This is a genomic window from Mesorhizobium sp. B2-9-1 (assembly GCF_006439455.1).
Classification (GTDB): Bacteria; Pseudomonadota; Alphaproteobacteria; order Rhizobiales; family Rhizobiaceae; genus Mesorhizobium.
The window spans coordinates 370,526-396,106 of record NZ_VFTP01000002.1 but is presented as its reverse complement, the minus strand read 5'-3'; the positions used below and the strand labels follow the sequence as shown (position 1 = coordinate 396,106).

22 protein-coding genes and 1 pseudogene are annotated in these 25,581 nt (G+C 64.8%); 15 read left to right on the top strand and 8 right to left on the bottom strand.

Features of this window, described 5'->3' with window-relative positions; translation table 11 throughout:
* The first annotated feature begins 206 nt into the window (after positions 1-206).
* Together FJW05_RS06090 and FJW05_RS06085 are read left to right on the top strand one after the other, a co-directional pair.
* On the top strand, positions 207-1,700 hold the full coding sequence (locus FJW05_RS06090) for a PLP-dependent aminotransferase family protein (RefSeq protein ID WP_140629206.1): 1,494 nt from the start codon (positions 207-209) through the stop codon (positions 1,698-1,700).
* A 224-nt stretch (positions 1,701-1,924) separates the two neighbouring features.
* Complete coding sequence (locus FJW05_RS06085; protein WP_140543101.1) at positions 1,925-3,514, top strand: trimethylamine methyltransferase family protein; 1,590 nt, start codon at positions 1,925-1,927, stop codon at positions 3,512-3,514.
* Between the two features lie 142 nt (positions 3,515-3,656).
* Here the strand turns inward: FJW05_RS06085 and FJW05_RS06080 are convergent, their stop codons facing one another.
* Together FJW05_RS06080 and FJW05_RS06075 are read right to left on the bottom strand one after the other, a co-directional pair.
* Positions 3,657-4,055: a hypothetical protein gene (locus FJW05_RS06080; RefSeq protein ID WP_140629203.1), complete on the bottom strand. Its 399-nt coding sequence runs from the start codon at positions 4,053-4,055 to the stop codon at positions 3,657-3,659.
* Positions 4,056-4,185: 130 nt separating this feature from the next.
* Positions 4,186-5,991, bottom strand: a complete 1,806-nt coding sequence (locus tag FJW05_RS06075) for an IlvD/Edd family dehydratase (RefSeq protein ID WP_140629200.1) — start codon at positions 5,989-5,991, stop codon at positions 4,186-4,188.
* Between the two features lie 150 nt (positions 5,992-6,141).
* Here FJW05_RS06075 and FJW05_RS06070 point away from each other — a divergent pair, with 150 nt between their 5' ends.
* A complete protein-coding gene (locus FJW05_RS06070) occupies positions 6,142-6,591 on the top strand; it encodes a carbon monoxide dehydrogenase subunit G (RefSeq protein WP_140629198.1) in 450 nt (149 codons plus the stop codon).
* A 19-nt stretch (positions 6,592-6,610) separates the two neighbouring features.
* On the opposite strand, the gene FJW05_RS06065 is transcribed toward FJW05_RS06070, so the two are convergent.
* Entirely contained in the window at positions 6,611-7,786 is a 1,176-nt protein-coding gene (locus FJW05_RS06065) for an Mrp/NBP35 family ATP-binding protein (protein ID WP_140629195.1), read from the bottom strand.
* 210 nt (positions 7,787-7,996) lie between these two features.
* On the opposite strand from FJW05_RS06065, the gene FJW05_RS06060 reads away from it, so the two are divergent.
* Positions 7,997-8,374, top strand: a complete 378-nt coding sequence (locus FJW05_RS06060; protein ID WP_140629193.1) for a VOC family protein — start codon at positions 7,997-7,999, stop codon at positions 8,372-8,374.
* Between the two features lie 59 nt (positions 8,375-8,433).
* Here FJW05_RS06060 and FJW05_RS06055 read toward each other — a convergent pair.
* Positions 8,434-8,580: pseudogene (locus tag FJW05_RS06055) on the bottom strand (nuclease PIN); the annotation flags it as partial.
* A 150-nt stretch (positions 8,581-8,730) separates the two neighbouring features.
* Here FJW05_RS06055 and FJW05_RS06050 point away from each other — a divergent pair.
* The 11 genes from FJW05_RS06050 (at position 8,731) to FJW05_RS05995 (ending at position 20,845) form a co-directional block, all read left to right on the top strand.
* On the top strand, positions 8,731-9,630 hold the full coding sequence (locus FJW05_RS06050; RefSeq protein WP_140543095.1) for a LysR family transcriptional regulator: 900 nt from the start codon (positions 8,731-8,733) through the stop codon (positions 9,628-9,630).
* Between the two features lie 193 nt (positions 9,631-9,823).
* Positions 9,824-10,303: a formate dehydrogenase subunit gamma gene (locus FJW05_RS06045; RefSeq protein ID WP_140543094.1), complete on the top strand. Its 480-nt coding sequence runs from the start codon at positions 9,824-9,826 to the stop codon at positions 10,301-10,303.
* Positions 10,300-11,856: an NADH-quinone oxidoreductase subunit NuoF gene (locus tag FJW05_RS06040; RefSeq protein WP_140629190.1), complete on the top strand. Its 1,557-nt coding sequence runs from the start codon at positions 10,300-10,302 to the stop codon at positions 11,854-11,856. Before FJW05_RS06045 ends, FJW05_RS06040 begins: the two co-directional genes overlap by 4 nt.
* Positions 11,857-11,866: 10 nt before the next feature.
* Entirely contained in the window at positions 11,867-14,779 is a 2,913-nt protein-coding gene (fdhF, locus tag FJW05_RS06035; protein ID WP_140629187.1) for a formate dehydrogenase subunit alpha, read from the top strand.
* 144 nt (positions 14,780-14,923) lie between these two features.
* Complete coding sequence (gene fdhD, locus FJW05_RS06025) at positions 14,924-15,754, top strand: formate dehydrogenase accessory sulfurtransferase FdhD (protein ID WP_140629185.1); 831 nt, start codon at positions 14,924-14,926, stop codon at positions 15,752-15,754.
* Positions 15,744-16,055 (top strand): formate dehydrogenase subunit delta, encoded by a 312-nt coding sequence (locus FJW05_RS06020; protein WP_140629183.1) that lies wholly within the window; start codon positions 15,744-15,746, stop codon positions 16,053-16,055. Before fdhD ends, FJW05_RS06020 begins: the two co-directional genes overlap by 11 nt.
* 112 nt (positions 16,056-16,167) lie before the next feature.
* On the top strand, positions 16,168-17,721 hold the full coding sequence (locus FJW05_RS06015; protein ID WP_140629180.1) for an alpha/beta fold hydrolase: 1,554 nt from the start codon (positions 16,168-16,170) through the stop codon (positions 17,719-17,721).
* A gap of 109 nt (positions 17,722-17,830) precedes the next feature.
* Positions 17,831-18,304 carry a carboxymuconolactone decarboxylase family protein gene (locus FJW05_RS06010; RefSeq protein WP_140543088.1) on the top strand — a complete coding sequence of 158 codons (474 nt, stop codon included), beginning with the start codon at positions 17,831-17,833 and terminating at the stop codon, positions 18,302-18,304.
* An 80-nt stretch (positions 18,305-18,384) separates the two neighbouring features.
* Complete coding sequence (locus FJW05_RS06005) at positions 18,385-18,747, top strand: nuclear transport factor 2 family protein (protein WP_140543087.1); 363 nt, start codon at positions 18,385-18,387, stop codon at positions 18,745-18,747.
* A 41-nt stretch (positions 18,748-18,788) separates the two neighbouring features.
* The gene (locus tag FJW05_RS06000; protein ID WP_140629177.1) at positions 18,789-19,103 is read left to right on the top strand and encodes a hypothetical protein; all 315 of its coding nucleotides are present in this window, start codon (positions 18,789-18,791) and stop codon (positions 19,101-19,103) included.
* Positions 19,104-19,438: 335 nt separating this feature from the next.
* Entirely contained in the window at positions 19,439-20,845 is a 1,407-nt protein-coding gene (locus tag FJW05_RS05995; RefSeq protein WP_140629175.1) for an FAD-binding oxidoreductase, read from the top strand.
* Between the two features lie 184 nt (positions 20,846-21,029).
* Here the strand turns inward: FJW05_RS05995 and FJW05_RS05990 are convergent, their stop codons facing one another.
* The 4 genes from FJW05_RS05990 to FJW05_RS05970 all read right to left on the bottom strand — a co-directional run bounded on the left by FJW05_RS05990 (position 21,030) and on the right by FJW05_RS05970 (position 25,542).
* A complete protein-coding gene (locus FJW05_RS05990; protein ID WP_140629172.1) occupies positions 21,030-22,457 on the bottom strand; it encodes a gamma-aminobutyraldehyde dehydrogenase in 1,428 nt (475 codons plus the stop codon).
* Positions 22,458-22,561: 104 nt separating this feature from the next.
* Positions 22,562-23,377, bottom strand: coding sequence for an ABC transporter permease (locus FJW05_RS05985; protein WP_140629170.1), 816 nt, complete (start codon positions 23,375-23,377; stop codon positions 22,562-22,564).
* Complete coding sequence (locus tag FJW05_RS05980; protein WP_181164872.1) at positions 23,367-24,272, bottom strand: ABC transporter permease; 906 nt, start codon at positions 24,270-24,272, stop codon at positions 23,367-23,369. The genes FJW05_RS05985 and FJW05_RS05980 overlap by 11 nt, the downstream gene beginning before the upstream one ends.
* Positions 24,273-24,543: 271 nt before the next feature.
* A complete protein-coding gene (locus tag FJW05_RS05970; RefSeq protein WP_140629165.1) occupies positions 24,544-25,542 on the bottom strand; it encodes an ABC transporter ATP-binding protein in 999 nt (332 codons plus the stop codon).
* Between the last annotated feature and the right edge of the window lie 39 nt (positions 25,543-25,581).

Sequence of the window (25,581 nt, the reverse complement as noted above, 5' to 3'; positions counted from 1 at the left end):
TGGGCAGTGCCGCGACGACGCTTCGCGTCGCGCTTGGATGCTTCGCATCGCGCTTGCGCGGCGACGACGCTTCGCGTCGCGCTTGATAGATCACTGGCATAAATCCCAGCGATCAGAAAAATTGATTGGCGCAACCCCTTATGCCACCCATACACTCCACTGGTCCAGCCAAGTGAAAACAGCTGGCCGTCCGAGGAAGATTTCCCATGCCACAGCGCAATGACACGGCCATATGGTCCGGCCTGTTCCGGATTTCGGCTGAATCCGGCCAAACCCTCCAGGCGCAGATCCGCCAGGCGATCGTCGCGGCCATTCTCGACCGACAGATCGCCGCGTCGATGCCGTTGCCGTCGTGCCGAATTCTCGCGGAAAAACTCGGGGTTGCCCGCGGCACGGTGGTGCTCGCCTTCCAGCAGCTGGTCGACCAGGGCTTCCTGGTGGCGCGCGAACGGCGCGGCCATTTCGTCAATCCGGACGTGCTGGCCACTCCCGCCAAGCCGCACCAGAAAGCGCCCGACCAGCAGAACGAGATCGACTGGAAGGCACGCCGGCAGATCGCCGCGAGCGACATGCCGCCGCCGGCCAAGCATGACAACTGGATCAAGTCCTCCTATCCGTTCGTCTACGGCCAGTTCGATCCGGCGCTGTTTCCGACCGCCGAATGGCGCGAGTGCAACCGCATGGCGCTGGCGGTGCTCGAGATCCGCAATTGGGCGTCCGACATGGTGGATCGCGACGATCCGCTGCTGATCGAGCAGGTCCAGGCCCGGCTTCTGCCGCGGCGCGGCATCTTCGCCAATCCGGACGAGATCATCGTGACGCTGGGCGCGCAGAACGCGCTCTATATGCTGGCCACGCTGCTGATGACCAAGGGCTCGAAGGTGGCCATGGAAGACCCGGGCTATCCCGACGCCCGCTCGATCTTCCGGCTGGCCGGCGCCGATATCCAGCCCGTTCCGGTCGACCAGTCGGGCATCGTGACCTCGTCGATCCCCAGCGATTCCGGCTTCGTCTTCGTCACGCCGAGTCACCACTGCCCGACCATGGTGCCGTTGTCGGCTGAGCGGCGGCAGGATCTCCTGGCGCGCGCCAACCGCAACAACCAGATCATCATCGAGGACGGCTATGACAGCCAGCTGCTCGACGAGGCGCCGCAGCAGGCGCTGAAGAGCCTCGATCGTTCCGGCCGCGTGATCTATGTCGGCTCGATGTCGAAGACGCTGGCTCCGGGTCTCAGGCTTGGCTACATCGTCGCCTCGGCCGGACTGATCGCCGAGCTTCGCGCGCTGCGCCGCTTCATGCTCAGGCACCCGCCGGCGAATAACCAGCGCGCCGTTGCGCTGTTCCTGTCGCTCGGCCATCACGAGGCGCTGGTGCGCAGGCTTTCCACCGCCTTCGACGAACGGCGCAAGCGCCTGGTCCATGCGATTTCCGCTTTCCTGCCAGAGTGGCGCTCGACCGACTCGGCGGGCGGCACATCGCTGTGGCTGGAAGGGCCGCGCGGTACCGATTCACGCGGCCTGGCCGAAGCCGCCGCGTCGCGCAGCGTCATCATCGAACCCGGCGACCGGTTCTTCGATCGAAGCGAAAAGCCCTCTCGTTTCATGCGCTTGGGCATCTCCTCGATCTCGCTGCAGCATATCGAGCCGGGCATCCGCGAACTTGCCACCGCCGCCGGCCGCAGGCCCGCGGCCGCCTGATCGCCACAGACCTCCCTGAAAAAAGAGCCGGCGCTGCGCCGGCTCTTTTTGTTTGGGCGTATGTTTGCCGCTTTAGCATTCTGGCATATTCGACGGGATTGCTTGGCCCATAGGCTGTGCCAATGCCGGCGGCATAGTCGGAGCCAGAAGGGGACGAGGCAGGCCGACGGTGGACCAACCGCCGCGCCCATCTCGCAGATAAAGACAAAAGGTGGAGTGCTTCCATGTCAGTGGCTCTCGAGAAGCAGGAATCGTCGTCGGACCAGCGTTCGCGGCGGTCCGGCGGGCGCGAAGCGCGCCGCGCGATGCGGGCAGCGCCCTTGGCCGACGACATCCGTCCGGTGCGGCCGGGGCTTGAAGGCGGCAGCTATGGCCCATTGAGCCAGAACGACCGCGAACGCATCCACGAAGCGGTGCTGACGCTGCTGGAGACGGTCGGCTTCGCCAATGCCATCCCGTCCTGCATCGAGGCGCTGACCCGGGTCGGCGCCACCTATGGCGACGACGGCCGCGTCCGGCTGCCGCGCGCCTTGGTGCTGGACACAATCAGACAAGCCGCGCGCAACTTCACCCTCCATGGCCAGGATCCGAAGCACGACATGCTGATCCAGGGCAAACGCGTGCATTACGGCACGGCGGGCGCTGCGGTGCATCTGGTCGATGTCGAGAAGCGCGAATATCGCGAATCGCTGCTGCAGGACCTCTACGACGCCGCCCGTCTCGTCGACGGGCTGGACAACATCCACTTCTTCCAGCGCACCATGGTGCCGCGCGACATTCCCGACCCACTCGATATGGATTTCAACACGCTCTATGCCTGCGTGATGGGGACGTCCAAGCATGTCGGCACCTCGTTCACCGTGCGCGAGAACGTCAAGCCGGCGCTGGAAATGCTTTATGCGATTGCCGGCGGAGAAGAGAATTTCCGGGCGCGGCCGTTCGTGTCGAACTCGAACTGCTTCGTCGTGCCGCCGATGAAGTTCGCCGAGGACGCCTGCGGGGTGCTGGAGGCCTGCGTCGAAGGCGGCATTCCGATCCTGCTTCTGTCGGCCGGCCAGGCCGGCGCCACGGCACCTGCCGCCATTGCCGGCGCCGTCGTGCAAGCGGTGGCGGAAGTGCTGATGGGCCTAGTCTATGTCAATGCCGTCAAGCCTGGACATCCGGCGATCTTCGGCACCTGGCCGTTCGTCTCCGATCTCAGGACCGGCGCCATGTCGGGCGGCTCGGCGGAGCAAGCAGTGCTGACCGCGGCCTGCGCCCAGATGGCGCAATATTACGACCTGCCCGGCGGCTCGGCCGCCGGCATGTCGGACTCGAAGCTGCCCGACATCCAGGCGGGCTACGAGAAGGGCATCACCAATGTCATGGCGGGCTTGTCCGGCCTGAACCTGGTCTATGAATCGGCCGGCATGCATGCCTCGCTGCTCGGCTTCTGCCTCGAAAGCCTGATCATCGACAACGACATGCTCGGACATTGCCTGCGCTGCGTGCGCGGCATCGAGGTGACCGACGACGCGCTGTCGATCGACACCATCGCCGATGTCTGCCTCAAGGGCCCTGGGCACTATCTTGGCAACGATCAGACGCTGAAGCTGATGCAGACGGAATATTTCTATCCCGCCGTCGGCGACCGTTTCTCGCCCAAGGAATGGAACGAAAAGGGCCGGCCCGACATCCTGTCGCGGGCGATCGCGGAGAAGAAGCGCGTGCTTGCAGAGCGCTTCCCGCGCCACGTGTCGCGCCTGCTGGACGACAAATTGCGCGCCCGCTTCGGCGAGATGATCAAGTTGCCCCGCAACAAGATGGGCGGCTGATATTCAGGTGAGGCCGGCCTGCAAACGATGCCTTCCTGCGCTTCTGGTGCTCACGTACTTTAAGTACGCTCCGCTCCGGTTCTCGGAAGACACCGTTTTCGACTCGGCCTGACCTGAATATCAATGCATACAATCCAGCGGTTCATTCCACACTCAGTCCGTAGCGCTCGACGACTTCGGCGTTGATCAGCTTGGCGTGCAGCGTCATCAGCACGATCTTCGCATCGAAACTGTCGCCGGCCTCCAGCGCCGCCTCGATGCGGCGCTCGACCTGCAATGTCGGCTCGCGGCCGTTGGCCTGCTCGAACACCTGCGGCCCGGCGACGCAATAGCCGCAGAGCTGTGCCACGGATGCATAGGCGTCCGCCGGCGGCTCATCAGGCCAGCGGTCGTTCATCAGGTTGACGATGGTGAGTTTCACGCCCTCTGGTACCAGCGCCGGATGCAGGTCGGCCGCACGCAACGCGTCGTCGAGCTGGCGCAGATCGCCGGAGCGGCCGAACATGCCGAGAAAGCCGAGGGAAGAGCGCCGTTTCGCCACGATGATCTGTCCCTTCGTGAGCTGCCGAGGTCGAGCTTATCTGTGGGTTCCTTGGAGATGAAACAAGGGCAACAGAAAAGGGCGGCCCGCCGTCGGCAAGCCGCCCTTTTGATCGGCCGAACATACAGGCTTAGTGATTGTCGCGCGGCACGCCGCTGGTATGGGCGACGTCCTGGTATTTCACCGCCGGTTTCAGCACCATGCCGGCCGAGAACTGGTCGACCATGCCGCGCTGGATCTCCTGCCATGGCGTCTGGTGCTGAGGATAGTGATAGCCGCCATTGGCCTGCAGCGCGGCGCGCCGCTTGGCGATCTCCTCGTCGCTGACGAGGATATTGGCCGTGCCCTTCCTCAGGTCGATGCGGACGCGGTCGCCGCTCTTGAGCAGCGCCAGCCCGCCGCCGATCGCGGCTTCAGGCGAGGCGTTGAGGATCGACGGGGAACCCGACGTGCCGGACTGCCGGCCGTCACCGATGCAGGCAAGGGCGTGGATGCCCTTCTTGATCAGGTAGGCCGGCGGCTGCATGTTGACCACCTCGGCGCCGCCGGGATAGCCGACCGGACCGGCGCCGCGCATGAACAGGATCGTGTGCTCGTCGATGCCCTGCGCCGGATCGTCGATGCGGGCGTGATAATCCTCCGGCCCGTCGAAGACCATGGCGTTGCCCTCGAAGGCTTCCGGATCGTTCGGGTTGGAGAGATAGCGTTCACGGAATTCGGGCGAGATGCCGCTGGTCTTCATGATGGCGGAATCGAAAAGGTTGCCCTTAAGGTTGATGAAGCCGGCATTGGCCTTGAGCGGCTTGTCGGCGCTGCGGATGACGTCGTGATTCTCGTTGACGGCATCCCGGCAATTGTCGCCCATCGACCTGCCGTTGGCGGTGACGGCATCGGGATGCGGCAGCAGGCCGCCCTTCATCAGTTCGGCGACGACTGCCGGCACGCCGCCGGCATGGTGATAGTCCTCGCCGAGATACTCGCCCGTCGGCTGCAGGTTGACCAGCAGCGGGATATCGAGGCCGATCTGCTGCCAGTCGTCATTGTCGAGCGGCACGCCGAGATGGCGTGCGATGGCGTTGAGGTGGATCGGCGCGTTGGTCGAGCCGCCGATGGCCGAGTTGACGACGATGGCGTTCTCGAACGCCTCGCGGGTCATGATGTCGGACGGCTTCAGATCCTCATGCACCATCTCGACGATGCGCTTGCCCGTCTCATAGGAGATCTGGCCGCGCTCGCGATACGGGGCCGGGATGGCGGCCGAGCCAGGCAATTGCATGCCGAGCGCCTCGGCCAGCGAATTCATCGTGGTCGCCGTGCCCATGGTGTTGCAATAACCGGTCGACGGCGCCGAGGAGGCGACGATGTCCATAAACTCGTCATAGTCGATCTCGCCGGCCGACAGCCGCTGGCGCGATTCCCAGACGATGGTGCCCGAACCGGTGCGCTTGCCCTTGTGCCAGCCATTCAACATCGGGCCGACCGACAGCGCGATCGCCGGAATGTTGACGGTGGCCGCCGCCATCAGCAAGGCGGGCGTCGTCTTGTCGCAGCCGATGGTCAGCACGACGCCGTCGAGCGGATAGCCGTAGAGCACTTCGACCAGGCTGAGATAGGCAAGGTTGCGGTCGAGCGCGGCCGTCGGGCGCTTGCCGGTCTCCTGGATCGGATGGCAGGGGAACTCGAATGGGATGCCGCCCATCGAGACGATGCCCTCGCGCACGCGCTTGGCGAGCTCGAGGTGATGCCGGTTGCAGGGCGAAAGATCGGAACCGGTCTGCGCGATGCCGATCAGCGGCTTGCCCGACATCAGCTCGGCGCGGGTCAGGCCGTAATTGAGGTAGCGCTCGAGATAGAGCGCCGTCATGCCCGGATTGTCGGGATTGTCGAACCACTCCTGCGAGCGAAATTTCTTCTTCTTGGTGGGGGCGCCTGCCATGGTGGTCTCCGTATTTGTATGACAAATCGATAGGACAATGCGTCCATGCAGGCAAGAGGCAGCCGCAGCCGGAACCCGGACTTTGGTGCGATAGACTTGTTTCGGGCCGCGCGCTACGACCAACCGGCATCAGCAATGCGGGAGGTCTTGATGGCTTTGGTGATCGAAGGCGAGGAGCGGATCGCCGCACCCATCGCGAAAGTATGGGAAGCCCTTAACGACCCGAAGATCCTGAAGGAGGCGATTCCCGGCTGCCAGAGCCTCGAGAAGAATTCGGACACCGCCATGGCGGCGACCGTGGTGCTCAAGATCGGCCCGATCAAGGCGACCTTCAACGGCGAAGTCACGCTGAAGAACCTCAAGCCACCGCATTCCTACACCATCCAGGGCGAAGGCAAGGGCGGCGTTGCCGGTTTCGCCAAGGGCGGCGCCGACGTGACGCTGACCGCCGACGGGGCGGACTCGACAGTGCTCAAATACGCCGCCAAGGCCGAGGTCGGCGGCAAGATCGCGCAACTCGGCAGCCGGCTGATCGAATCGACATCGAAGAAATTGGCAGGGCAGTTCTTCTCGACGTTCGGCGAGAAGGTCGGCGCCTGACCCTCAAAGGAAAGGTGAGTTATTCGAACACGATGCTTGGCACGGCGGCTTCAGCGGCGCCGCGCTCTTCCTGGACCCGTTCCCAGACCTTGCTGGCGATATCGCGGTAGATCTTTGCCTCCGCGCCCTCCGGCTTGGAGGCGACGACCGGGGTGCCGGCATCCGAGCTTTCGCGGATGCCCATTTCCAGCGGCACCTCGCCGAGGAAGGTGACGCCCAGGCGCTCGGCCTCGCGGCGCGCGCCGCCATGGCCGAAAATGTCATAGCGCTTGCCGGTGTCGGGAGCGAGGAAGTAGCTCATGTTCTCGACGATGCCGAGCAGCGGCACGTCGACCTTCTTGAACATGTTGAGGCCCTTGCGGGCGTCGATCAGCGCCAGATCCTGCGGCGTCGAGACGATGACCGCGCCGGCGAGCGGCACCTGCTGGGCCATGGTGAGCTGGGCATCGCCGGTGCCGGGCGGCATGTCGACCACCAGCACATCGAGCGGACCCCATTCGACCTCGCGCAGCATTTGCGTCAGCGCCGACATCACCATCGGGCCGCGCCAGATCATCGGCGTCTCCTCATCGACGAGGAAGCCCATCGACATCACCTTGAGGCCGTAATTCTGCATCGGCTTCAGCACCTTGCCGTCGACGGTCTGCGGCCGGCCGTGGATGTTGAGCAGCCGGGGCATGGACGGGCCGTAGATGTCGGCATCGAGCACGCCCACCTTCAGCCCGTTGGCGGCAAGACCGAGCGCCAGGTTGACCGCGGTCGTCGACTTGCCGACGCCGCCCTTGCCGGAGGCGACGGCGATGATGGCGTCGATGCCGGGCACGCCGCGCCTGCCATGGCTCTGTGATGCGGGCGCGTGCGGCGCGGGGCGCTGCGGCGCCGGCTGCGGAGCGGCGGGCCGCGGGGCAGACGGGCGCGTCGGCACCGGCGCTTCCATGCCGCCGCCTTTCTTCTCCGCCGTCAGCGCGACGACCGCGCTGGCGACGCCGGGGATAGCCTTCACCGCGCGCTCGGCCGCGGCACGCAACGGCTCCAGTTCCTGGGCGCGGGCGGCGGGCACGGTGATCGAGAAGAAGACCTTGGAATCGGCGATGAAAATCTCGGAGACCATGCCGAGATCGACGATGTTGCCGGTGAAGTCCGGTCCGTTCACCGTCTTCAGGCGCTCGATGACGGATTCCTTGGTAACGGTCATGATCTTTCCTCGGCGTTTGGCGTTCCAGATAGTGCAGTTTCCCGGCAGAACCAAGCCGTGGCGCAACGGCTCGCCCGGCGTGCCCCGGAAAGCGACGGATGGTGTCGGATTTGGCCAGGGCCGCGGCGCAGGTTCGGGCCCGGTCATAGCCAAACGGCGCGCCCGCGCTATCTCCATCGCCATCACGACAACCGGAGAAGGAAGACGGTCATGCTTGAAAACAGCAATGTGACAGCCAATCTCGCGGTGAAGGACATCGCCAAGGCAAGGGCGTTCTACGAGGGCACGCTGGGCCTCAGCCAAGTGGACGACATGGATGGCGAACTGATCGTCTACAAAAGCGGCGACACCCTCATCAATGTCTATCACTCGCAATTCGCCGGCACCAACAAGGCGACGGCCGCAACCTGGGCGGTCGGCGACCGGATCGAGCCGATCGTCAAATCGCTGCGGTCGAAGGGCGTCACCTTCGAGCACTATGATATGCCCGGCCTGTCGCTCGAAGGCGACATCCATGTCGGCTCGGGCATGAAGGTGGCCTGGTTCAAGGATCCCGACGGCAACATCCTGAACCTGGTGGGCAAATAGCGCCCACTCTCAGGCGGAGCCGGAACCCGTCATCCGGCCAGCCTTGTGGCGAAAAAAGTCAACTTTTGGCACCAGCGGTCGATGTCCTTGCCCTGGAGAAACTGCTCGAGGGCTTCGGCGCCGCCGACCACGGTGCGCGAATGCCGCTCGAACATATCGAAGAAGCGATCCTCGCGCGGCAACAGCTTGCGAAACCAGCTCAGCATCTCCTTGCTCCGCCCTACCCCACATAGCGCCATGCGCGGCGCGAAAAACAGATAGCCGGTTCAAAATGTGGACGAGACCCGATTGCGCGTGTGTCTTGCGAAGCGAGGCGATTTCCCCGACCTTGGGCCGAACGCTGCGGATCGGATGGCATGATCGACAAGCTGGAATTCTTCATCGCATTGGCCAAGGAGGAGCATTTCGGCCGGGCCGCGGAGGTGTGCGGCGTCACCCAACCGACCTTATCGGCCGGCATCAAGCAACTCGAGGGCCAGTTGGGCGTCATGCTGGTGCTGCGCGGTTCGCGCTTCCAGGGCCTGACACCGGAAGGCAAGCAGGTGCTGGGCTGGGCGCGCCGCATCGTCGGCGACTCACGCACGATGCGCGAGGAGATGCGCGCGGCGCGCCACGGGCTGTCCGGGCGCATCCGCATCGCCGCGATCCCGACGGCGCTCGCCATGGTGGCGCGGCTGACGACGCCATTCCGCGAAAAGCATCCGGGCGTCACCTTCTCGGTGCTGTCGCGCACATCGATCGAAGTCTTGTCGCTGCTCGGCAATTTCGACGTCGATGCCGGCATCACCTATCTCGACAACGAGCCGCTCGGGCGCGTGACCAGCGTGCCGCTCTATGACGAGCGCTATCAGCTGATCACGGCGGTCGGGAACCCCTATTCCGACCGCGACAAAGTGTCGTGGGCCGAGATCAGCCAGCTGCCGCTCTGTCTGCTGACGCCGGACATGCAGAACCGGCGCATCATCGACCAGCACCTGGCGGAAGCCGGCGTGCAGGTGCGGCCGACGCTGGAATCGAATTCGATGATCGTGCTGTTCTCGCATATCCGGACAGGCAAATGGTCGTCGATCATGCCGCTCAACCTTGCGGAAACGTTCGGTTTTTCCGAACCCATCCGCGCCATCCCCATCGTCGAGCCGGATGCCAGCCACACGGTCGGGCTGGTGGCGGCGCCGCGCGAGCCGCACACGCCGCTGGTGCAGGCGCTGCTGGACGAGGCGATGGCGCTGGCGGACGATTTCCGCGCCCACCGCTAGGCTAGACAATGCGAGCTGCCTGATTTCGATAGAGAATTTCTATCAAGCGACGGGAGCGCTTTATTGATTTCGGAGGTTTCCTCTGATTTCGTAAGGACTTAGCGATATTGCGCCCTATGCATGTCGTTGCCCCGAAACCGCTCTAATATTCCGGGTGACATACATTGGCCGCCACGACCAGGGAGGGCGCTGCGTGACCATGCAGGCCGCAAGTACCGAGATCGCGTCGCGCACGGCGGCGATCATTGACGAGATGAAGGGCCTTGAAGGCCCGTTGCTGCCGATCCTGCACAGCATACAGGAAGAGTTCGGCCACGTTCCGAAGGACGCGCTGCCGGTGATCGCCGATGGGCTGAACCTGTCGCGGGCCGAGGTGCACGGCGTGGTCAGCTTCTATCACGATTTCCGCGCCAAGCCTGCCGGCCGGCACGTGCTGAAGCTCTGCCAGGCGGAAGCCTGCCAGTCGATGGGCTCGGAGGCCGTCGCGGCCAAGGTCAAGCAGTTGCTCGGCATCGATTTCCACGAGACCGCCCGCGACGGATCGGTTACACTGGAGCCGGTCTACTGCCTCGGGCTTTGCGCCTGCTCGCCGTCGGCGATGCTCGACGGCGAAGTTATCGGCCGGCTCGATGACGAGAAGATCGAAGAGATCGTCGCGGAGGTACGTTCATGATCCCGCGCATCTATGTCCCGGCAGATTCCGGCGCGCTGGCGCTCGGCGCAGAAAAGGTCGCCAAAGCGATCGAGAAGGAGCTCAAGGAGCGCGGCGTCGAAGCCAAGATCGTGCGCAACGGCTCGCGCGGCGCCTATTTCCTGGAGCCGATGGTCGAGGTGGCCACGGCTGAGGGCCGCGTCGCCTACGGGCCGGTCAAGCCGTCCGACATCAAGAGCCTGTTCGACAGCGGCTTCCTCAAGGGCGGCCATCACAAGCGCTGGCTGGGCTCGCCCGACAAGATCCCCTTCTTCGCCAAGCAGACGCGGCTGACCTTCGCGCGCTGCGGTATCATCGATCCGCTGTCACTCGACAGCTACAAATCGCATGGCGGCCTGAACGGCCTGCAGAATGCAGTGGCGATGGCGCCCGCGGACATCGTGAAACAGGTGACCGAATCCGGCCTGCGCGGCCGCGGCGGCGCCGGCTTCCCGACCGGCATCAAGTGGAAGACGGTGCTGGATACGGCGGGCGAGCAGAAATACATCGTCTGCAACGCCGACGAAGGCGACAGCGCCACTTTCGCCGACCGCATGATCATGGAAGGCGATCCATTCGTGCTGATCGAAGGCATGGCGATCGCCGGCATCGCCACCGGCGCAACCAAGGGCTTCGTCTATATCCGCTCGGAATATCCGCATGCGGTGGCGACGATGAACAAGGCGGTCGCTATCGCCCGCAAGGCGGGCGTGCTGGGCGTCAATGTGCTGGGCTCGCCCAACGCCTTCGACATGGAAATCCGCGTCGGCGCCGGCGCCTATGTCTGCGGCGAGGAAACCTCGCTGCTCAACAGCCTCGAGGGCAAGCGTGGCGTGGTGCGCGCCAAGCCGCCGCTGCCCGCCATCCAAGGCTTATTCGGCAAGCCGACGGTGATCAACAACGTGATCAGCCTGGCCTCGGTGCCTGTAATCATGGACAAGGGCGCTGCCTACTACAAGGATTTCGGCATGGGCCGCTCGCGCGGCACGATCCCGATCCAGATCGCCGGCAACGTCAAGCATGGCGGCCTGTTCGAGACTGCCTTCGGCCTGACGCTGGGCGAGATCGTCGACGACATCGGCGGCGGCACGTCCACTGGGCGTCCGGTGAAGGCGGTGCAGGTCGGCGGTCCGCTCGGCGCCTATTTCCCGCGCGCTTTGTTCGACACGCCCTTCGACTACGAGGAATTCGCCAAGCGCGACGGGCTGATCGGCCATGCCGGCATCACCGTGTTCGACGACACGGCCGACATGCTGAAGCAGGCGCGCTTCGCCATGGAGTTCTGCGCCATCGAAAGCTGCGGCAAGTGCACGCCCTGCCGCATCGGCTCGACCCGCGGCGTCGAGGTTCTCGACAAGGTTGCCGCCGGTATCGAGGCGGAGAAGAACCTCGCTCTGGTCACCGACCTCTGCAACACGATGAAGTTCGGATCGCTTTGTGCGCTGGGCGGCTTCACGCCCTACCCGGTGATGAGCTCGATCACGCATTTCCCCGAGGATTTCAAGCCCGCGCCGGCGCGCGTGGCTGCTGAATAGGAGCTGGCAGATGAACATCAAGGCCGACTTCCCGACACTCATCCAAGAGATCGACTACGGCACGCCGGAGTCGAACGCGACGAAGCAGGTGACCCTGACCGTCGACGGGCAAAGCATCACCGTGCCGGAAGGCACGTCGATCATGCGCGCGGCGATGGAGGGCGGGGTCGAGATCCCGAAACTCTGCGCCACCGATATGCTGGACTCCTTCGGTTCCTGCCGCGTCTGCCTGGTCGAGATCGAAGGACGCGGCGGCACGCCGGCCTCCTGCACGACGCCGGTCGGCGAAGGCATGGTGGTGCGCACGCAGTCGGACCGGCTCGACGCCATCCGTCGCGGCGTCATGGAACTCTATGTCTCCGACCATCCGACCGGCTGGAACGAGAAGGCCGGAACCGGCGCCAGCGAGTTCGACGCAGTGGCGAAGTCGGTGGGTCTCACCGAGAACCGCTACGGCGTCGAGGGCCGCAACCACGTCAAGCAAGAGAACGGCGTCGCGCCCGGCCACGGCTCATTGGCCGTCGACTACATCGCCCGCGACGAATCCAATCCCTATTTCACCTATGATCCGGCACAGTGCATCGTCTGCTCGCGCTGCGTGCGCGCCTGCGAGGAGGTGCAGGGCACCTTCGCGCTGACCATCGAGGGCCGCGGCTTCGAATCGCGCATGGTCGCCGGCATGCATGAGGACTTCATCGCTTCCGAATGCGTGTCCTGCGGCGCCTGCGTGCAGGCCTGCCCGACCGACGCGCTGCGCGAGAAGACCGTGCTCGAGAAGGGCATGCCGGAGCGCTCGGCCGTCACCACCTGCGCCTATTGCGGCGTCGGCTGCTCGTTCAAGGCCGAGGTCAAGGGTGACGAGGTCATCCGCATGATGCCCTACAAGGACGGCAAGGCGAACCACGGCCATAGCTGCGTCAAGGGCCGTTTCGCCTATGGCTATGCCACGCACAAGGACCGCATCCTGTCGCCGATGGTCCGCGAGAAGATTTCCGATCCGTGGCGCGAAGTGAGCTGGGAAGAGGCGATCGCCCATACGGCGAAGGAATTCCGCCGCATCCAGTATCAGTATGAACGCACGGCGATCGGCGGCATCACGTCCTCGCGCTGCACGAATGAGGAAACCTATCTCGTCCAGAAGCTGGTGCGGCAGGGCTTCCGCAACAACAATGTCGACACCTGCGCGCGCGTCTGCCACTCGCCGACCGGCTACGGGCTCGGCCAGACCTACGGCACCTCGGCCGGCACGCAGGATTTCGATTCGGTCGAGTTCACCGATGTCGCCGTCATCATCGGCGCCAATCCGGCTTCGGCCCATCCGGTGTTCGCCTCGCGGCTGAAGAAGCGGCTGCGCCAGGGCGCCAAGCTGATCGTGCTCGATCCGCGCCGCACCGAGATGGTCAAGTCGGCGCATATCGAAGCCGACTACCACCTGCCCTTGAAGCCCGGCACCAACGTGGCGGTGCTGACGGCGCTGGCGCATGTCATCGTCACCGAAGGCCTGTTCGACGAGGCCTTCATCCGCGAGCGCTGCGACTGGGCCGAGTTCCAGGACTGGGCGTCCTTCGTCGCCCTGCCGGAAAACAGCCCTGAGGTGGTCGGCAAGCTCTCGGGCGTCGATCCGGAACTTATCCGGGGTGCCGCGCGCATGTACGCCAAGGGCGGCAACGGCGCGATCTACTACGGCCTCGGCGTGACGGAGCACAGCCAGGGCTCCACCACGGTGATCGCCATCGCCAACCTCGCCATGGCTACGGGTAATATCGGCCGTCCGGGTGTCGGTGTGAACCCGCTGCGCGGCCAGAACAACGTGCAGGGCTCCTGCGACATGGGCTCGTTCCCGCATGAATTGCCGGGCTACCGCCACATCTCGGGCGAAGCGGTGCGCGACATCTATGAGAGCCTGTGGGGCGTCAAGCTGGACGACGAGCCGGGCCTGCGCATCCCCAACATGCTGGACGCCGCCGTCGACGGTTCGTTCAAGGGCATCTACATCCAGGGCGAGGACATCCTGCAGTCCGATCCGGACACCAAGCATGTCGCCGGCGGCCTCGCCGCGATGGAATGCGTGGTCGTGCACGACCTCTTCCTCAACGAGACGGCGAACTACGCGCATGTCTTCCTGCCGGGCTCGACCTTCCTCGAGAAGGACGGCACCTTCACCAATGCCGAGCGCCGCATCAACATGGTGCGCAAGGTCATTGAGCCGAAGGCGCGCTATGCCGACTGGGAAGCGACGCAGGAGCTTGCCCGCGCCATCGGGCTCGACTGGAACTATACCCATCCCTCGCAGATCATGGACGAGATCGCCCAGACGACGCCGAGCTTCGCCGGTGTTTCCTTCGAGCTGCTCGACCGCGTCGGCTCGGTGCAGTGGCCGTGCAACGAGAAGGCGCCGCTCGGCACGCCGATCATGCATGTCGACGGCTTCGTGCGCGGCAAGGGCAAGTTCATCCGCACCGAATATGTGGCGACGGACGAGCGGACCGGTCCGCGCTATCCGCTGCTGCTGACCACCGGCCGTATCCTGTCGCAATACAATGTCGGCGCGCAGACAAGGCGCACCGAAAACGTCGCATGGCATGCCGAGGACCGGCTGGAGATCCATCCGCACGACGCCGAAGTCCGCGGCGTGCACGAAGGCGACTGGGTGCGACTGGCAAGCCGTTCGGGTGAAACGACGCTGCGCGCGCTGATCACCGACCGCGTCTCGCCCGGTGTCGTCTACACGACCTTCCACCACCCCGAGACGCAGGCCAACGTCATCACGACCGACTTCTCGGACTGGGCGACCAATTGTCCGGAATACAAGGTTACCGCCGTGCAGGTGGCGCCGTCCAACGGTCCGACCGACTGGCAGAAGGATTATAACGAGCAGGCCAAGCAGAGCCGGCGCATCGCCCCGCTGGAAGCGGCGGAGTAGGTGTGTCGGGGCAAGAGCTTCAATCTTGACGGCTGATCGACCCCCACTCCGTCGAGCTTCGCTCGACACCTCTCCCCCGATCGACGGGGGAGAGGAAAGGCGCGAGTTGCTGCGAAGGATGGGCAGTACAGGGAGGCGCGCCTCGTGACGAACGAACGTCCCGCCATTTCCCAGATCTCTCGCCTCGCGCATCGCGCCGGCAGCACCGCGGCCGCGAACCGCATGGTGCCGGAAGAGACGCCGGTGGCGTTCTCCTATGCCGGCACCACGCATGCGGTGATGATGGCGAGCCCCGCCGATTTCGAGGATTTCGCGCTCGGCTTCTCGCTGACCGAAGGCATCATTGCCGACCCGGCAGAGATCGAGGCGATCGAGGTCGAGGATCTCGGCGCGGGCATCGACATCCAGATCAAGCTGAAGGACAAGGCCAACACGCGTTTCCAGGCTCGGCGGCGCAGGCTGGCCGGGCCGGTCGGCTGCGGGCTGTGCGGCATCGAATCCATCGAGGAAGCGATGCGCTCGGTCGATGCCGTTGGTGCGTCGCGACTTACGCTTCAATCGGAAGATATAACAAGCGCCGTCCGCCTGCTGTCGAAGCAGCAGCCGCTGCACAAAGAGACCGGCGCGGTGCATGCCGCCGGCTTTTACGTTCCCGGCAAGGGCATCGTCATGGCGCGCGAGGATGTCGGCCGCCACAACGCGCTGGACAAGCTGGCCGGCGCGCTGGCCAAGGCCGGCATCGACGGTGCGAGCGGCGCCGTCGTGGTGACGTCGCGCGTCTCGGTGGAGATGGTGCAGAAGTCGGCCGCCATTGGTGCTTCGATCATCATGGCGGTTTCGGCGCCGACGGCGCTTGCCATCCGCACGGCCGACGCCGCCGGCATGACACTGGTGGCGCTGGTTCGCGGCGACGATTTCGATATTTTCACCCACCCTGAACGGGTGGCTTCCGGAGTTGCCAAGCATGTCGCATGACGAAGACCACATCGCCAGCACCAGGGAAAAGCTGGTGCGCATGGCCAACCAGATCGCCGCCTTCTTCCATTCGAAACCGCGCGAAGAAGGTATTGCCGGAGTTGCCGAGCACATCAACAAGTTCTGGGAGCCGCGGATGCGGCGCCAGTTCTTCGAGATGCTCGACGCCGGCACCGAGAATTTCGACGAGCTCGTGGTCGCTGCCTCGGCCAGGATCAAGCGGCCGATCAGCCCCGCGGAGGCCGACATGAAGCTTGGGCTTACGGCCTTCCCGGCTGATATCGCCGCTTCGCAAAAATAGCGTAGCGACCGGGCGGCCTTATATTTCTTTCTGCTAAAATTTAAGCTGCCGCTATCGGCGCGGCTCTGCTATGTTTAACGATCGGAAATCGTCGGGCCGGGCGGAAGAACTCGTGAGGCCGATCGAGACGCGATATGCCCGCAGCGGGGCCGTGCGGATCGCCTATCAGGTGGTCGGCCAGGGCGCGTTCGATCTTGTGTTCGTGCCGGGCTTCATCTCCAATCTCGATCTGCACTGGGAAGACGAAGGCTACAGCCGCCTGTTGAAACGGCTTTCGGCTTTCTCGCGGCTGATCCTGTTCGACAAGCGCGGCACCGGACTCTCCGACCGTGTCGATACCCTTCATCTGCCGAACTTAGAGACCCGCATGGACGACGTGCGCGCCGTGATGGACGCCGCCGGCAGCGGCCGCGCGGCGATCCTCGGCGCCTCGGAAGGCGCGCCGATGGCGATGCTGTTCGCCGCCACCTATCCGGAGCGGACGCGCGCGCTGGTGCTTTATGGCGGCTATGCGCATTTCCACAAATGGGTGATGCCGCCGGAGCGCCTGGAGGCCTTTATCGAGACGGCGGAGACGGCGTGGGGCACCGGCGCCACCTTGCCCAATTTCGCGCCCGGCCGGGTGGACGATGCGCATTTCGCCCAGTGGTGGGCCCGGTTCGAGCGGCTGTCGGCCAGCCCGACCGCCGCGGCAGCCCTTGCCCGCATGAACGCCGATATCGACGTGCGCGGCATCCTGGCGATGATCAGCGCGCCGACGCTGCTCATCCATCGCCGCAACGACGTCCGTGTCGACCCTGACGCCAGCCGCTTCCTCGCGAAGAAGATCCCGCATGCCCGGCTGGTCGAGATAGCCGGGCGCGATCATCCGATCTGGACCGGCGATGTCGATCGGGTTGCCGACCTGATCGAGGAATGCCTTACCGGCGAGCCGGCGGTGGCCGACACCGAGCGCGTGCTGGCGGCGCTGCTGGTGACGCGCATCTACGACACGGCCAGGCTCGGCGATCGTATGTGGAGCGAGCGCAGCCAGCGCTTCCAGGAAACCTGGCGGCTTCTGGTCGGCCGCCATGGCGGCCGGACGGCCGGCACGCATGGCGAATTGATGATGTCGCGCTTCGATGGGCCGGCGCGCGCCGTGCGCTGCGCCGCGGCATTGCGCGAGGCGGCGCAACAGATCGGCGTGGCGAGCGCGCAAGGCGTGCATGTCGGCGAGACCGAAATGCGCGGCCAGCCGGTCGGGCTGACGGCGCGGGTGACAATGCAACTCGCCGCGCATGCCGGGCGCGGCGACATCCTCGCCTCGCGGCTGGTCGCCGATCTTGCGACAGGTTCCGGCCTGCACTTCGTCGATGCCGGCCGCGTCACCTTCGACGAGCTGGACGAGCCCATGCCGGCGGTTCTTGCGACGTCGGAACAGCATCTGGAGCCGGCCTGCCGTCCCAAGCCCAAGCCGGCCGAGCCGACGGCGCTGACGGCGCGCGAGAGCGAGGTGGTGAGCCTGATCGCCGACGGCAAGAGCAATGCCGCGATCGCCGCCGAGCTCAGCCTCAGCGAGCACACGGTCAAGCGCCATGTCGCCAACATACTGCTCAAGCTCGACCTGCCGTCGCGGGCGGCGGCGGCAGCGTTCTCGGCCAGACATGCTGGCCCGGACGGGCCATGAGAGCCATGGCGCTTTCGGGCGAAGCGGTCGAGGCGCCCTAGGAGGTATCAATTCTCCCCATGCGGGCTGGGCGATGTCGCCGAAAAGGCCCCGCCAAATGGAGGATGAAATGCTGAAACTCAGTCGCAAGATCGGATTGCTGGCATTTGCCGCGGGCGCATTGCTGGCCATCACCCCCGCGATGGCCGAAGACGCTTCGGCTACCGCCGCCTACAAGGACATCCAGGCCACGCTCGGCACGGTGCCGGACATGTTCAAGATTTTGCCCGATGTGGCGGTCGCCGGCGCATGGGCCGAAATCAAGGGCGTGCAGCTCAATCCGAACACCGCCCTCAACGGCAAGACCAAGGAGCTGATGGGTCTCGCGGTCGCCTCGCAGATCCCCTGCCAGTACTGCATCTATTTCCACACGCTAGCGGCCAAGGCGAACGGCGCGAGTGACGAGGAGATCAAGGAGGCCATCGCGATGGCGGCGATCGTCCGCCACTGGTCGACGATGCTCAACGGCAGCCAGGTCGACCTTGCGACCTTCAAGAAGCAGACCGACGACCTGTTCGCGGCAGTCAAAACCAAGTCGCAATGAAAAAATCCCTGCCCGGCACCAAGCGCCGGGCGGCACTTTCGCATATCAACCGCCCAGACGATGGGCACATGGAGGACGACATGCTGACCAAGACACAGACAGTGGACGGCGCGGCGATCAAGAAGGCGATCGAAGGCCGTGACGGCAAGCTCCTATCGAGCTTCTACAATGACGACGCGCTGGTGCGGGTGATCGACCGCAACAATCCGCCGAGCAAACCGCGCGAGATCCGCGGCCGGGCGGCGATCAGCACCTTCTGGGACGACATCTGCAGCCGGGCGATGACCCACAAGGTGGATACCACCATTACCGAGGGGGACAACCTCGCCTTTATGCAAGCCTGCGCCTATCCGGACGGCACGAAAGTGTACTGCGCGGCGATGGTGGAGCTGAAGAACGGGCGGATCGCGCGGCAGACCGTGGTGCAGGCCTGGGACGAATAGTTAACAGCGGGCTCAACCGCAAATCAGGGAGGAGAACCAAAATGTTCAGTGCCAGATGGCAGATCGACGCCAAGTTCGGTCACAAGCAGACCGCGCTCGAGCTGATGCGCAAATGGGAGCGCGAGATCGGCTCGCAGGTCGGGCTCGCCGACATGAAGTTCCAGCTCATGACCGGTTCCGTGGGCGCGCGCGAAGCGACGATCGAGGCGCACCACCAGGTCGAAAGCCTGGCCAAGTTGGAGGAATTCTTCGCCAAGATCGCCAAGATCGACGCGCATGCCAAATGGGGCAAGGAGCTGGAGCCCTATGTGGTGTCGGGCACCAGCCAATGGACGATCTTCCGGATCGTGGAATAGCTGCACCGTCGAAGAGCCGGAGCTGAGAGGCCGCCGGCGAGCACGAAGGCGCGAGCGGCTGCGACGCGAGCGGCCGCTCGTTATCACCAGATCGACAAGGCCAGGGGCCGAGCACCCCAGCATGGGCAACCCCGGCGGCACTCCTGGCCGCCATATCATGGCTCACCTGGGCCATGCTCCGCTGGTCCTTTCGGGCGAAGCGGCGCGCACCGGATTGGTGCAATGTGCTGTTCCTGCACCATCCAACGCACCCGTCCGTCGAGGCGGCATAACGAAGCAACAAATGCGTCGCGCCGACGCCGCATGGCGATGGGCGCAATCAAGGGAGCAAATCGATGACCGACGAAACCCATGCAAAACTGCGTGAAAGCCTGCGCGGAGACGTGATCGCGCGTGACGATGCCGGGTATGACGAGGCCCGCAAGGTCTATAACGGCATGATCGAAAAGCGCCCGCTGCTGATTGCGCGTTGCGCCGATGTCGCCGACGTGATCACCGCTGTGAAATACGCGCGCGACAACGACCTGCTGATCGCTGTGCGCGGCGGCGGGCACAACGGCGCCGGTTTGGGGATTTGCGACAACGGGCTCGTCATCGACCTGTCGATAATGAAGGGGATCCATGTCGATGCGAAAACGTGCACCGTGAGGGTCGCGCCCGGCTGCACATCGGGCGACGTGGACCATGCCACCCATCCTTTCGGGTTGGCCGTTCCGGCCGGGATCGTCTCGACCACAGGCGTTGCCGGCCTAACGCTCGGCGGCGGGACGGGCTATCTCACACGCAGATACGGCCTCACCATCGACAATCTGGTCGAAGCCGATCTGGTGCTGGCCGACGGCAGCGTGGTGACAGCCAGCAAAGCGGAGAACCCCGACCTGTTCTGGGCGCTGCGGGGCGGCGGCGGGAATTTCGGCGTCGTGACCAGCTTCCTGTTCCAGGCCCATCCTGTGAACATGATCTTCGGCGGCCCGGTGTTCTGGGAGGCCAAGGATGCGCTGGCCGTCATGCAGACCTATCGCGACTACCTGTCGGAGGCGCCGGAAGATCTTGGCGCTTTTGTCGGCCTGAAAACCGTTCCCTCCGCCGATCCCTTCCCGCGCGAATTTTGGGGCAAGCGCGCCTGCGCCATCATCTCCTGCTACAACGGCACCGAGGAGGATGGCCGCAAGGCCATGGCGCCACTGCTCGACACTCTGCCGCCGCCGATCTTCAACTGGATGGGCGTGATGCCGTTCCCGGCCTTGCAGGCATTGTTCGACCCGCTGCTTCCGAAAGGCCTGCAATGGTATTGGAAGGGCGATTTCGTCAAGTCGCTTCCCGACGAAGCCATCGCGACCCATATCGCGCAGGCCGCCGAGGCGCCGAGCGAATTGTCGCTCATGCATCTTTATCCGATCGACGGCGCCGTTCGCCGCATCGGCAAGAACGAGACGGCATGGAACGCGCGCGACGCAACCTGGTCGATGGTCATCGCCGGCATCGATCCCGATCCAGGCAAGGCCGCCGACCTCACCAAATGGGCCAAGAATTACTGGGCGAGCATCCATCCCCACAACGGCGAAGGCGGATACGTGAATTTCATGATGGACGACGAAGGTGAAGCACGCGTGCGGGCGAGCTATGGCGCAAACTACGAGCGGCTGAGCCAGGTGAAGCGCACCTATGACCCCCTCAACGTCTTCCGGGTCAACCAGAACATCAAGCCCGCGACATCGGAGATGGGCAGGACGGCTGCTTAGTTTTACGCTGCCTCTGCCGGCACAGGGACCGTCGCCGAGGTCGGATTGCCTCCGAATTGCTCTTCGCAATCCGGCCGGCAATCCGGGTGAGGGGTGACTCGGCGCCAAGCTGGAACACCCCTTGTCCGTCTCGGCGCTGCGCGCCGATCCACCTTCTCCCACAGGGGGAAAAGAGAAAGCTGCACTACCCGTGCGCCACCATGACGTGGCGGACGGCGGTGTAATCCTCCAGCGCGTAGAGCGACATGTCCTTGCCGTAGCCGGACTGCTTCAAGCCACCATGCGGCATCTCGTTGGTCAGCATGAAGTGGGTGTTGATCCAGGTGCAGCCATATTGCAGGCGGGCAGCGGTCGCCATGGCGCGCGAGACGTCCTTGGTCCATACCGACGAGGCAAGGCCGTAGTCGCTGTCGTTCGCCCAGCTCACCGCCTCATCGACATCCGTGAAGCGGGTGACCGAAACGACCGGACCGAACACCTCGCGGCGCACGATCTCGTCCTCCTGGAGCGCGCCGGCGACGACCGTCGGCTGGTAATAGAAGCCGGAGCCTTCGCCCGGCTTGCCGCCGGTGGTGATCTCGATGTGCTTCAGTTCCGAAGCGCGCTCGACGAAGCTCGACACACGGTCGCGCTGGCGGCGCGAGATCAGCGGCCCGATCTCATTGTCGGTATCGTCCGGCTGGTTGTACTTGATGGTCGAGACGGCCGAGGAGAGGTCGGCGACGAGCTTGTCGTAGATCTTCTTGCCGGCATAGATGCGGCAGGCGGCGGTGCAGTCCTGACCGGCATTGTAGTAGCCGAAGGCGCGCAGACCGTTGACCACGGCGCCGAGGTCGGCGTCGTCGAAGACGATGACGGGCGCCTTGCCGCCGAGCTCCAGATGCGTGCGCTTGACCGACTTGGCGGCCGCCTGCAGCACTTTCTTGCCGGTGGCGACGTCGCCGGTGATGGAGATCATGTTGACCTTGGGGTGGTTGATCAGCGTGTTGCCGACGCTGTCGCCGCGGCCGAGCACCACATTGACGACGCCCTCCGGCAGCACCTCGGCGAGGATCTTCGCCAGCTTCAGCGCCGTCAGCGGCGTCTGCTCCGACGGCTTGAAGACCACCGTGTTGCCGCCGCCGATCGCCGGGGCCAGCTTCCAGGCCATCATCATCAGTGGATAATTCCAGGGCGCGATGGAAGCGACGATGCCGATCGGGTCGCGCCGCACCATTGAGGTGTGGCCCGGAATATACTCGCCGGCCACCTGGCCCGGCATCGAGCGCACCGCGCCGGCGAAGAAGCGGTAGCAGTCGACGATCGCCGGAATCTCGTCATTGAGCACGGCATTGATCGGCTTGCCGCAGTTCAGCGCCTCGAGAGCGGCGAACTCCTTCGCTTCGGCTTCGATGTGGTCGGCGATCTTGAGCAGGTAGCCAGAGCGCTGCGCCGGCGTGGTGCGCGACCAAGTGACGAACGCCTGTTCGGCGGCACTAACGGCAGCCTCGATCTGCGCCGGACTCGCCTCCGGCAGGTTGAGGATGGTCGCCCCGGTCTTCGGATTGAGGATCGGCTCCTCGGCCTCGGTGCCCTTCTCGAATTTCGAGCCGATCAGCATTTGGGTGTCCATTGGATTTCTCCCTTAACAGGAGCGAATAGGGAGTAGCGAATAGCGAGTAGGGTTGGGCCATCGATTTCCCTATTCGCTATTCGCTACTCCCTATTCGCTGTTTTTCATTTTCCACTGCCCGCAATCTGATCGCCGTCGCGGGTCAGGTAATAGGCAAAGAGGATCGGCAGCAGCGTCACCAACACCACGACCATGGCCACGACATTGGTGACCGGGCGCTGGCGCGGACGGATCAGCTCCTCCAGCATCCAGATCGGCACGGTCTGCTGCTGGCCGGCGGTGAAGGTGGTGACGATGACCTCGTCGAAGGACAGCGCGAAGGCGAGCATGCCGCCGGCGAGCAATGCGGTTGCGATGTTCGGCAGCACGACATGCCGGAAGGTCTGAAAACCGTCGGCGCCGAGATCCATCGAAGCCTCGATCATCGAGCCCGAGGTGCGGCGGAAGCGGGCGACGGCGTTGTTGTAGACGACGACCACGCAGAAGGTGGCGTGGCCGAGCACGATCGTCCAGAACGAGAACGGGATATCGGCGAGCGCGAAAGCTGAGCGCAGGGCGATGCCGGTGATGATGCCGGGCAGCGCGATCGGGAGGATGACAAGCAGAGAGATGGCCTCGCGGCCGAAGAAGCGCGTCTGCGAGACGGCCGCGGCGCAGAGCGTGCCGAGCACCAGCGCGATCGCCGTCGATATGGCGGCGACGCGGACCGACAGCGACAGTGCCTCCCATACGTCGGGCCGGTTCCAGGTGACGGCGAACCATTGCGTGGTGAGCCCCGGCGGGGGCCAGACGAAACTCTTTTCCTCCGTCGTGAAGGCATAGACGAAGATCAGCAGGATCGGCAAATGCAGGAAGAGCAGGCCGCAGGCGGCGGCGATCTTCAGGCCGAGCGGAGCGGATTGGCCACGGTCAGAGCGCATCGAAAGCCCCCATGCGCTTGGCCCCCCAGAGATAGAAGCCCATGATGACGATGGGCACCACGGTGAAGGCGGCGGCCAAAGGGATGTTGCCGGCGGTGCCCTGCTGCGAATAGACGGCTTGGCCGATGAACAGCCGCGAGGTGCCGATGATCTGCGGGATGATGTAGTCGCCGAGCGTCAGCGAGAAGGTGAAGATCGACCCGGCGACGATGCCGGGCAGCGCCAGCGGGAACAGCACATTGCGGAAGGTCTGGCCGGGTGAGGCGCCGAGATCGGAAGAGGCCTCGACGAGATTGCCGGGCACGCGCTCGAGCGCGGCCTGAACGGGGAGGATCATGAAGGGCAGCCAGACATAGACGAAGACGATGAAGGTGCCGGTGAAGGAGACCGACAGCGAGTTGCCGCCGACGATCGGCAGCGCCAGCCACGCGTCGAGCAGCCACAGAAGGTTCAGCTTGGCGAGCAGCCAGGTGAGGATGCCTTCCTTGGCGAGGATCAGCTTCCAGGCGTAGATCTTGACCAGGTAGCTCGACCACAGCGGCAGCATGACGCCGAGATAGAACAGCGCCTTCCAGCGGCCGCGCGCATAGCGCGCCGCGTAATAGGCAATGGGGAAAGCAATGATAGCCGAAGCAAGCGTGACCAGCGCCGCCATCGTCACCGTGCGCAGGATGATGTCGAGATTGGCGGCCTGCAACAGGTCGCCATAGGTCTTCAGCGTGAACTCGCGGTTGATGAGGCCGGAAAACTCGTCGATCGAGAAGAAGCTCTGTGCCAGCAGGGCAAAGAGCGAGCCGATATAGACGATGCCCAGCCACAGAAGCGGCGGGGCGAGCATCAGGAGGAGGAGCAGCTTTGGCCGGCGCCAGAAGAGGTCGGAGAGCGCGCCACGCATGCCGCCGCTGCCGGGCAGGATGGCGGGGGTGGGGTTGGAATTGAGCGCGGCGACGGTCATGGCGCCACCGTGCACGAACCGAGGTCGCGATCCTTCGCCCCCCTCTCTGTCCTGCCGGACATCTCCCCCTCAGGGGAGGAGATCAGCAGTTTCTCGGCCTCGCCCATCCTGCCACGTTGGAGATTGGCGAAACCCGACAGGACAGCCAATTCCCCCCCTTGAGGGGGAGATGTCCGGCAGGACAGAGAGGGGGGCCTCGCGCAAACCTTCATCATGCCGGCTCGTCCATCAGATGCAGGCTGTCGCGGTTGAAGGTCAGCATCACCGCCTCGCCCTCGGCCGGCAGCGCCATTCCCGCCGGCAGCACCGCATGCAGCCTCAGCCCATCGGCATCGAGCGCCAGCCTGGTCGTCGCGCCGAGATAATTGGTCCCGACCAGGCGGGCGGCGACACCGTCGCCGCTTGCCGCGCTTGAAACGCGGATGGACTCCGGGCGCAGGCTGCCCCAGCGGTGCTGGCCGGAATAGCGCTGGACGAAATCCGGCGGCAGCACATTGGACGAGCCGACGAAATCTGCGACGAAGCGCGTGTTCGGCCGCTGGTAGATATCCTCCGGCGTGCCGACCTGCATGATCTTGCCGTCGTTGAAGACGGCGACGCGATCGGCCATGGACAGCGCCTCGCCCTGGTCGTGGGTGACGAAGACGAAGGTGATGCCGAGCACTTTCTGCAGCGACTTCAGTTCCTCCTGCATGTTCTCGCGCAGCTTGAGGTCGAGCGCGCCGAGCGGCTCGTCGAGCAAAAGCACCTTGGGCTGGTTGACCAGAGCGCGGGCGAGCGCCACGCGCTGGCGCTGGCCGCCGGAGAGCTGGCCGGGGCGGCGCGCGCCGTAGCCCGGCAGGCGCACCAGCGAGAGCGCTTCCTCGGCCGCCTTGAGCCGCTCGGCCTTGCCGACACCCTTGACCATCAGGCCGTAGGCGACGTTGTCGAGCACGTTCAAATGCGGAAACAGCGCGTAGTCCTGGAAGACGGTGTTGACGTTGCGGCGATAGGGCGGAACGCCTTCGGCGCGCTCACCGAAGATGGAGATCGAGCCTGCCGTCGGCTGCTCGAAGCCGGCGATGAGACGCAGGCAGGTCGTCTTGCCGGACCCGGACGGCCCGAGCATGGCGAAGAACTCGCCGGCCACGATGTCGAGATCGACAGCGTCGACGGCGCGCACGCTGCCGAAATGGCGCGAGACTTGTTTGAAGGAAACGGCAGAGGTCATGGGCCCAGTCAGTTCAGTTGCCGGTTAAACGAAGGTGAG

Bases quoted from the DNA above. Each gene is read 5' to 3' on its own strand.
- FJW05_RS06060 (WP_140629193.1), top strand. From the start codon at position 7,997: ATGCTTGAAAACAGCAATGTGACAGCCAATCTCGCGGTGAAGGACATC.
- FJW05_RS06040 (WP_140629190.1), top strand. From the start codon at position 10,300: ATGATCCCGCGCATCTATGTCCCGGCAGATTCCGGCGCGCTGGCGCTC.
- FJW05_RS05995 (WP_140629175.1), top strand. From the start codon at position 19,439: ATGACCGACGAAACCCATGCAAAACTGCGTGAAAGCCTGCGCGGAGAC.
- FJW05_RS06050 (WP_140543095.1), top strand. From the start codon at position 8,731: ATGATCGACAAGCTGGAATTCTTCATCGCATTGGCCAAGGAGGAGCAT.
- FJW05_RS06010 (WP_140543088.1), top strand. From the start codon at position 17,831: ATGCTGAAACTCAGTCGCAAGATCGGATTGCTGGCATTTGCCGCGGGC.
- FJW05_RS05980 (WP_181164872.1), bottom strand. From the start codon at position 24,272: ATGCGTGGCGCGCTCTCCGACCTCTTCTGGCGCCGGCCAAAGCTGCTC.
- FJW05_RS06005 (WP_140543087.1), top strand. From the start codon at position 18,385: ATGCTGACCAAGACACAGACAGTGGACGGCGCGGCGATCAAGAAGGCG.
- FJW05_RS06075 (WP_140629200.1), bottom strand. From the start codon at position 5,991: ATGGCAGGCGCCCCCACCAAGAAGAAGAAATTTCGCTCGCAGGAGTGG.
- FJW05_RS06085 (WP_140543101.1), top strand. From the start codon at position 1,925: ATGTCAGTGGCTCTCGAGAAGCAGGAATCGTCGTCGGACCAGCGTTCG.
- FJW05_RS06000 (WP_140629177.1), top strand. From the start codon at position 18,789: ATGTTCAGTGCCAGATGGCAGATCGACGCCAAGTTCGGTCACAAGCAG.
- FJW05_RS05970 (WP_140629165.1), bottom strand. From the start codon at position 25,542: ATGACCTCTGCCGTTTCCTTCAAACAAGTCTCGCGCCATTTCGGCAGC.
- FJW05_RS06070 (WP_140629198.1), top strand. From the start codon at position 6,142: ATGGCTTTGGTGATCGAAGGCGAGGAGCGGATCGCCGCACCCATCGCG.
- FJW05_RS05985 (WP_140629170.1), bottom strand. From the start codon at position 23,377: ATGCGCTCTGACCGTGGCCAATCCGCTCCGCTCGGCCTGAAGATCGCC.
- FJW05_RS05990 (WP_140629172.1), bottom strand. From the start codon at position 22,457: ATGGACACCCAAATGCTGATCGGCTCGAAATTCGAGAAGGGCACCGAG.
- FJW05_RS06065 (WP_140629195.1), bottom strand. From the start codon at position 7,786: ATGACCGTTACCAAGGAATCCGTCATCGAGCGCCTGAAGACGGTGAAC.
- FJW05_RS06090 (WP_140629206.1), top strand. From the start codon at position 207: ATGCCACAGCGCAATGACACGGCCATATGGTCCGGCCTGTTCCGGATT.
- FJW05_RS06020 (WP_140629183.1), top strand. From the start codon at position 15,744: ATGTCGCATGACGAAGACCACATCGCCAGCACCAGGGAAAAGCTGGTG.
- fdhF (WP_140629187.1), top strand. From the start codon at position 11,867: ATGAACATCAAGGCCGACTTCCCGACACTCATCCAAGAGATCGACTAC.